The sequence below is a fragment of the Allocoleopsis sp. genome (genome assembly GCF_036703385.1).
Classification (GTDB): Bacteria; Cyanobacteriota; Cyanobacteriia; order Cyanobacteriales; family Coleofasciculaceae; genus Allocoleopsis.
In genome coordinates this window covers 1-6,094 of record NZ_DATNPA010000731.1, presented here as the reverse complement: position 1 = coordinate 6,094, position 6,094 = coordinate 1, and the positions used below count along the sequence as shown (strand labels likewise).

Below are 6,094 nucleotides of genomic sequence, written 5' to 3'. Positions count from 1 at the left end.
AAATCAAAGGTGTCATTGCTTTGAACAAGGTACCGAAAGGAGTTACCGCAAACCAATTTTTAGAGGCTGTGTATCTGGCTTATCAGCAGCAATCATCAAATTGATCATTGATAAGCTGTGGATGTGCATTTTTGGCGCAAGGGCAAACAAAACTAAGACAGATTCAGATGATATGACACCGCAACTGGCAATAGCTGTCGTATCCTGCTGATTGAGAAATTCTCAAAGCTTGCTGATTCCCCATACTTCGGAGTGGGAACAATAAGTATAAGTACAACCTCTGTTCAGAATCATCGAGCTATGGCAGCACAAACAACTGAGTATCAGTATCTCAAAGTAGGCTTTAACACTAAAATGACTCCAGCTCAAGCCGATAAAGCTATCAATTTTATCAAACGCAGTAACTCCTCTAGCTCACTTGCCGCCAGACGCCTATCCTAGTAACTGATAAACGCGGATATCGGGTTCAGCTGCAATCAAACCCTTCAGTTGCAACAAAGCTTCCGCAATATGTACTGAAGTTAGATGAGCATTTAGCAATTCTTGACTCTCCCACTCCTCTACAAAGGTAAAATCGGTAGGGTCTTTTTGATTTTGTAAAAGCTCGTAAACGATGCAGCCGTCTTCTTGGCGTGTCGGCTCAATAATTCTTAGCAAAACAGATTTAACTTCTTCTACTTTGTCGGGAAGTGTGGCAATATGAGCTACTACCCTAATCGTTGTTTTAGGCATAGCCTTTCTACATCATTTTATCAGAATCTCTAGTGGGCATTTCTTAAGGACGTTCAAAATCTACCAGCAGTTCTAAGCTTTGACCATCTTCCCACATTTCATCGATAAATTGTCGAGTCTCTTCACTGATAGGGATTTGCGATTTCATAAAGGCTTCGTAGGCTTGCTCTAAACTCTTGGCTCGAACGTATTGATACAAATATACATCTTGACCCGATCGTTCAATAAACAAAGATTCAACCCGAATCCCTTCGGCATCAAGCAATTCGGCAACTTCTTCTTGGCGCTCCTTAAGGGAGTGTACCCAGCGCACAGCTTCCTCGGCTTTATCCCTACGAAATCGAATTTTTAGACACTGAATCTCAGTCACGTTGTTTTTGCTCCATTTCAAACTTCCAAAGCATAACTGTTAATTTCATAACTTATTTGTAATAAAGAGTATGAAATATCATTGACTTTAAATCTCATACTTAGGATAGATACTAGTTTTTCCAAATGATGAGTCAAATCAGAGCCATGTTGCCAGAGCAAGGAGGAGAGATTCCCGCGATCGCACTGACTGCTTATGCTGGAGACACTGACCAGAAGCAGGTACTTGCAGCAGGCTTCCAAAAACATATCGCCAAGCCAGTCGAACCGGCTGATTTAGTTGCCGCGATCTGCGCTTCGCAGCAGCGCTTCGCTATCGCAAACTTGGCTGGATGCAGATGACCGCATAAATTTCTGTCTCATTTTCGGCAACGGGTGTACAAGAGCAGGTGATAATATAGTGACGCTCTTCGGAAAAGATAGAGTCTACGCGGGCAGTAGCTGGGGAAATATAGCGATCGCCGTGTTGCAGTGACAGCGTTTACGACTCAAAAGTAGGAAGTCGAGTGAGCTTTCTGTGGCAGGTATTTGAGACAGACATCATCTTGCTCTAGACCCTGAAAACTTTTAATGCGCAGATTCTCAGGAATTGCACAGTTTGCAGGTAAGGTAGAAACGCTACTAACCCTTCCATCAGTTCCGTATTGCCAGCGCTGATACGAATACTCAAGCTGATCTTGACAAATAGTTCCTTTGGAAAGTGGCGTATAACGATGAGCGCAACAGTCTTCGAGTGCTGTAACCTGACCTGATTTCGTGCGAAATACAATATAGGCGTTTCCTCAATGGTGATGCCTAGGAGCTTTTTCCTCAGTTCCTTGGAGTGACAGGGAATGTACCCGTGAAACAAACCTGAGAATTCTATGGGTTTATGAGTAAGATTCACGGACTTTCACCAAGATAATTAATGAAGATTTAAGATTTTTGACATCTAGGCATGAATTGCGCGATCGCCCCTATTGTGGAAGGTGGTAAATCTAAACTCCGTACTTGAGATCCATTCTCTACAATCTGGTTCATTTATGAGCATTCTGCCCAACTATATCCGTTCCCTCGTTCTGACCATCCTTCTGTGTTTTGTTGCCCCCATTGGGGTAGTGACAGCATTATTCGCAGCGCTGGGTGTGATAAGTTATGCTCCTGGCTTAGAGAGCGCAGGTCAAACTGGCACCACACAGGTGTTGCACTTTCTCGCTACCTTTGGCAGTGGCTGTCCTGTCCAAGGCATCATGACAATTGGCTCCACCTGTAGCGTTGTAGGAGCCTTATTTGATACTTATGCGTTCTATCGTTATCAGAGTCTAAATGACCATTAAGTTGTAAAAAGGGTTGAAGGTACGGGAATTAAAATGATTTCCTGGTAAGGAACCGAACCCACTGCCTGTTTGACCTTTGATAGTTTGAGAGTAGTGAAATTCAATCATTCGTTGGGAACCGTTCCAGGAAATTGAAAGCTGGCAACGGGCAATCAACCAATTAGTTGAGAACCTTACTTCGTTTGCCGATAGCGGCTTTGACAACGTTACTTTCAAGCTAGCCGCAGAAATTCACGAGACAGGGAAAACCATTGAACTCAAACTCGAAATTCCAGGTATGGAAGCCAAAGAGCTGGCTATTCGGGTGAAAGAAGACGCTGTTGCCATTAGTGGTGAACGTCGCTCAGAGTTGCGTTACGGTAAGTTTCAGCGCGTGATACCCTTACCCGCACGAATTCAAAATGCTCAGGTGAAGGCAGATTACAAAAATGGTGTCTTGAGCCTGAATTTTCCGAAAGCAGAAGACGAACTGCACAAAGTGGGTACAGTCAGTGTTGTAGTCTTTGATGAAATTGGTATTACAGGTTTTTTCTTAGGTTCAAGACAGATTTTTGCAGGGGCACGACCGAAATCGTGCCCTAAATCTGTGGTATGGGCTTGTTATTAAGTTATTAACGTTCAAACAAGCGCTTCCTTACCCTTAGCAGGAACCCCACTCTCATCTAAAACATCCAGCTCAATCAGCCGACGTTTGGAACTTTCTTTTAATGGCGGGGCAATCATGCGATTGGTGAAGATAGCCATATGCTTAGCTATTTCTTTCTGTCTTGCTTCCTCAAGCTGTTTCTTTCTGTCCTTAGACATTTAGCTTTCCTCCGGTTTGATTTTTGGATATCTCCTTTTGTATTTGTTCCACCCTTATGTGTAAGTTATCAGGAAGTTTGAGCAGATTTCTGTACACAGAGAGATAGGTATTGATTCTGTAGTGTTGACTGTGATAGAACCGCCAACAAGCGCAACAACAACCTAATCCGGTGCATCCCGCTTTTACAGAAATAATGTGCTTTTGGGGTGGGTGTCTTGCCCGCCCTGTCCCTTGAGCAGGCGTTCGTTCTCTGGCAAGCAGCGGAACCATAGCGAGGAACGAGTCGGGTCCGCGGTAGCCACGTTAGGCGTTATAGTCCGCGCCGAAGAATCCTCGTGTTTATTGCAATTAGTAATATTTTGTAGTTAATACTTCTATTGTGGCAAATTCTAGCGACAGTGGAGCAAATAGTTTCACCTTCATCAGCTTGCCATCTTAGGATGAAGCCAGAAGAAGCTTACCCAGATGCCATCGATAGCGTATCCTTAGAGGTCGAAGAAGGACGTTATGAACCAGAAGAATTAGAACCACTGATTAACCAAGAGGAAATTCTCAATCGTGCTTTGGCTTTACTCTTGCCCTCAGAGTGAAGCTATCTCTACGCTATTGAGGCAGGTAGGGAAAGTGCGATCGCACCTCAGCTATCATATTCAATAAACCAAACGCTTCCATAGATAAACAACACAAATATATCCAAAAATTGAATAGTGACTCTATAGTTTTTCTCAACTAAAGACAAGATGATGAAATTACAACAGAACATTAAAGCGTTTATTCGTCCCGGTGAACAACAAGGTTATGTAGCAGAGTGCCTAGAAATTTCTGTGGTTACTCAGGGAGAGACATTAGACGAAGTTGCACGCAATCTACTTGAGGCAGTTTCCTTACATCTAGAAGGTGAAGACCCCGCTGAATTTGGATTAGTTGCCAACCCATCACTAATAGTCACCTTTGAACTGCAAACAGAATATACCTAGGCTCAAGAGATTATCGGGTTCTGAAGTAATTGAGATATTGATTAATTTTGGCTTTCAGGTGCATAGTCAAAAAGGGAGTCATGTTAAATTACGCCGTATGGGACTTGCAGGTAAAGAAACACTAACTATACCCAATCATAGGCAGTTAGATACAGGGACGTGTAAAGCTATTTTTAGACAGGCAACTAGATATATCCCTGAGGCTGAACTATATCCTTATTTTTATGAATAACTTTTACCTAAGCAGCTGGGTCTAGCCGTTAAGTGCGATCGCACACTTCACCCGCTACACTCAGAAAGGCGATCGCACCTCGTTAAGATATGAAAGATACCACCAGCGACTGAAGACAAACTGTGGCTCAATCTGAAGCATCCAAACCCGAAACATCGCCTACCCTCTTGCGAACCCCCCTCTATCAACTCGCCGTAGAACAAAAAGCCCGACTGACTGCCTTCTCCGGTTGGGAAATGCCCGTGCAGTTTAGTGGGATTACCGCCGAACATGAAGCGGTACGCACTTCAGCCGGGATGTTCGATATCTCCCACATGGGAAAATTTGCGGTTAAGGGCAGGCAACTGCTAGAACACTTGCAGCCTTTCGTGCCTTCGGATCTAACACGATTACAACCCGGTGAAGCTCAGTATACGGTTTTATTAAATCCCCAAGCTGGCATCATTGATGACATCATCGTTTATTACCAGGGTGAAAATGAAGCGGGTGAGCAAAACGGCATGATAATTGTTAACGCCGCAACCCGGACGAGAGACAAAGCTTGGTTAGTGGCAAGCCTGGAAGAGACTCCCCTTAGTTTAGAAGACCTTTCTAAACAAAAAGTCTTGATTGCCGTGCAGGGGCCGCAAGCTGTTTCACATCTTCAGCAATTTGTCAAGGAAGACTTAACGCCGATCAAACCCTTTGGGCATTTAGAGGGAACGGTACTTGGTCAGCCGGCTTTTCTGGCTAGAACAGGCTACACCGGCGAGGATGGATTTGAAGTGATGGTAGACCCAGAGGTTGGGGTAGAACTGTGGCGCAGCCTCCTAAGTGCGGGTGTCACGCCCTGCGGTTTAGGGGCGAGAGATACTCTACGATTGGAAGCGGCGATGGCACTCTATGGACAAGATATTACCGAAACGACCACTCCTTTAGAAGCTGGATTAGGTTGGGTCGTTCATCTTGATGCAAAAGGCGACTTTATCGGACGTTCGGTTCTAGAGCAACAGAAAACGAATGGAGTCGAAAAACGCTTAGTCGGTATCGAGATGCAGGGGCGTCACATTGCGCGTCATGGTTACCCGGTAAAGTATGAAGGGCAAGTGGTCGGGGAAGTGACGAGTGGGACGCTATCACCCACAATAGGAAAAGCGATCGCGCTTGCTTATGTTCCCACTTCATTGTCGAAGATGGGTCAACAACTCGAAGTAGAAATTCGGGGCAAAACGTATCCCGGAGTAGTTGTCAAAAAACCCTTTTATCGGTCCCAAAATCGCCCTCCTAGCAAGTAGAGGCCACGACTCTTGGGCGACTTAGGCGATTGCCTAAGGGGCACCAGCAAAGCTGATCGCTCAATACAGTTGACTAGGGTTAAAAGAAGTCGGGTTTTCGCTACTCCGACTTAGTTCCATTTCAAATCAACCGATGGAATTTGCCATTGAGACTCAGCTGCTTCGAGCCTTGTTGAGTCTCAGTATTAGAAGTGGTTTTGAGTGGACGAGTCTCTTGCTTGGCAGCTGTTTCCGCGATCGAGATAAAGCTTTGAACTAATTGCATGTTTTTCAACCTCAACTCTTTATACTTCGACGATAGGAAATTATCATCCGGAAAAAAACGTCACTATGCAACTCGCTCAAGTGACAGTCACTCTTGAGTCGATCTTGCTTGATTTTTAGGGGTT

The 6,094-nt window shown here is 44.6% G+C and carries 12 protein-coding genes and 1 pseudogene; 8 read left to right on the top strand and 5 right to left on the bottom strand.

What is annotated here, in order from left to right; translation table 11 throughout:
• Positions 1-300: 300 nt before the first annotated feature.
• A complete protein-coding gene (locus V6C93_RS34545) occupies positions 301-441 on the top strand; it encodes a hypothetical protein (protein WP_333481219.1) in 141 nt (46 codons plus the stop codon).
• On the opposite strand, the gene V6C93_RS34540 is transcribed toward V6C93_RS34545, so the two are convergent.
• A complete protein-coding gene (locus tag V6C93_RS34540; protein ID WP_333481218.1) occupies positions 433-732 on the bottom strand; it encodes a putative quinol monooxygenase in 300 nt (99 codons plus the stop codon). The two genes, V6C93_RS34545 and V6C93_RS34540, sit on opposite strands and share 9 nt — an antisense overlap.
• Positions 733-775: 43 nt before the next feature.
• Positions 776-1,102, bottom strand: coding sequence for a DUF6176 family protein (locus V6C93_RS34535; protein ID WP_333481217.1), 327 nt, complete (start codon positions 1,100-1,102; stop codon positions 776-778).
• A gap of 131 nt (positions 1,103-1,233) precedes the next feature.
• Between V6C93_RS34535 and V6C93_RS34530 the strand changes: the two are divergent.
• A pseudogene (locus tag V6C93_RS34530) lies at positions 1,234-1,443 on the top strand (hypothetical protein); the annotation flags it as partial.
• A 146-nt stretch (positions 1,444-1,589) separates the two neighbouring features.
• On the opposite strand, the gene V6C93_RS38900 reads toward V6C93_RS34530, so the two are convergent.
• Positions 1,590-1,871: a Rieske 2Fe-2S domain-containing protein gene (locus tag V6C93_RS38900; protein ID WP_414644346.1), complete on the bottom strand. Its 282-nt coding sequence runs from the start codon at positions 1,869-1,871 to the stop codon at positions 1,590-1,592.
• A gap of 252 nt (positions 1,872-2,123) precedes the next feature.
• On the opposite strand from V6C93_RS38900, the gene V6C93_RS34525 reads away from it, so the two are divergent.
• Together V6C93_RS34525 and V6C93_RS34520 are read left to right on the top strand one after the other, a co-directional pair.
• Positions 2,124-2,417: a hypothetical protein gene (locus tag V6C93_RS34525; RefSeq protein ID WP_333481215.1), complete on the top strand. Its 294-nt coding sequence runs from the start codon at positions 2,124-2,126 to the stop codon at positions 2,415-2,417.
• Positions 2,418-2,520: 103 nt separating this feature from the next.
• A complete protein-coding gene (locus V6C93_RS34520; protein ID WP_333481220.1) occupies positions 2,521-3,024 on the top strand; it encodes an Hsp20/alpha crystallin family protein in 504 nt (167 codons plus the stop codon).
• 11 nt (positions 3,025-3,035) lie between these two features.
• Here V6C93_RS34520 and V6C93_RS34515 read toward each other — a convergent pair whose 3' ends face one another.
• Positions 3,036-3,221 (bottom strand): hypothetical protein, encoded by a 186-nt coding sequence (locus V6C93_RS34515; RefSeq protein ID WP_333481214.1) that lies wholly within the window; start codon positions 3,219-3,221, stop codon positions 3,036-3,038.
• 441 nt (positions 3,222-3,662) lie between these two features.
• On the opposite strand from V6C93_RS34515, the gene V6C93_RS34510 reads away from it, so the two are divergent.
• The 4 genes from V6C93_RS34510 (at position 3,663) to gcvT (ending at position 5,705) form a co-directional block, all read left to right on the top strand.
• Positions 3,663-3,812: a hypothetical protein gene (locus V6C93_RS34510; protein WP_333481213.1), complete on the top strand. Its 150-nt coding sequence runs from the start codon at positions 3,663-3,665 to the stop codon at positions 3,810-3,812.
• A gap of 153 nt (positions 3,813-3,965) precedes the next feature.
• The gene (locus tag V6C93_RS34505; protein ID WP_414644345.1) at positions 3,966-4,199 is read left to right on the top strand and encodes a type II toxin-antitoxin system HicB family antitoxin; all 234 of its coding nucleotides are present in this window, start codon (positions 3,966-3,968) and stop codon (positions 4,197-4,199) included.
• Entirely contained in the window at positions 4,174-4,431 is a 258-nt protein-coding gene (locus tag V6C93_RS38635) for a type II toxin-antitoxin system HicA family toxin (RefSeq protein ID WP_349262933.1), read from the top strand. The genes V6C93_RS34505 and V6C93_RS38635 overlap by 26 nt, the downstream gene beginning before the upstream one ends.
• Positions 4,432-4,553: 122 nt before the next feature.
• On the top strand, positions 4,554-5,705 hold the full coding sequence (gene gcvT, locus V6C93_RS34500) for a glycine cleavage system aminomethyltransferase GcvT (protein ID WP_333481211.1): 1,152 nt from the start codon (positions 4,554-4,556) through the stop codon (positions 5,703-5,705).
• Positions 5,706-5,826: 121 nt separating this feature from the next.
• Here the strand turns inward: gcvT and V6C93_RS34495 are convergent, their stop codons facing one another.
• Positions 5,827-5,970: a hypothetical protein gene (locus tag V6C93_RS34495; protein ID WP_333481210.1), complete on the bottom strand. Its 144-nt coding sequence runs from the start codon at positions 5,968-5,970 to the stop codon at positions 5,827-5,829.
• Between the last annotated feature and the right edge of the window lie 124 nt (positions 5,971-6,094).

What these genes read in the sequence shown, in the direction of transcription:
- V6C93_RS34545 (WP_333481219.1), top strand. Translation starts at nt 301, where the DNA reads ATGGCAGCACAAACAACTGAGTATCAGTATCTCAAAGTAGGCTTTAAC.
- V6C93_RS34515 (WP_333481214.1), bottom strand. Translation starts at nt 3,221, where the DNA reads ATGTCTAAGGACAGAAAGAAACAGCTTGAGGAAGCAAGACAGAAAGAA.
- V6C93_RS34505 (WP_414644345.1), top strand. Translation starts at nt 3,966, where the DNA reads ATGAAATTACAACAGAACATTAAAGCGTTTATTCGTCCCGGTGAACAA.
- V6C93_RS34495 (WP_333481210.1), bottom strand. Translation starts at nt 5,970, where the DNA reads ATGCAATTAGTTCAAAGCTTTATCTCGATCGCGGAAACAGCTGCCAAG.
- V6C93_RS34540 (WP_333481218.1), bottom strand. Translation starts at nt 732, where the DNA reads ATGCCTAAAACAACGATTAGGGTAGTAGCTCATATTGCCACACTTCCC.
- V6C93_RS34525 (WP_333481215.1), top strand. Translation starts at nt 2,124, where the DNA reads ATGAGCATTCTGCCCAACTATATCCGTTCCCTCGTTCTGACCATCCTT.
- V6C93_RS34510 (WP_333481213.1), top strand. Translation starts at nt 3,663, where the DNA reads ATGAAGCCAGAAGAAGCTTACCCAGATGCCATCGATAGCGTATCCTTA.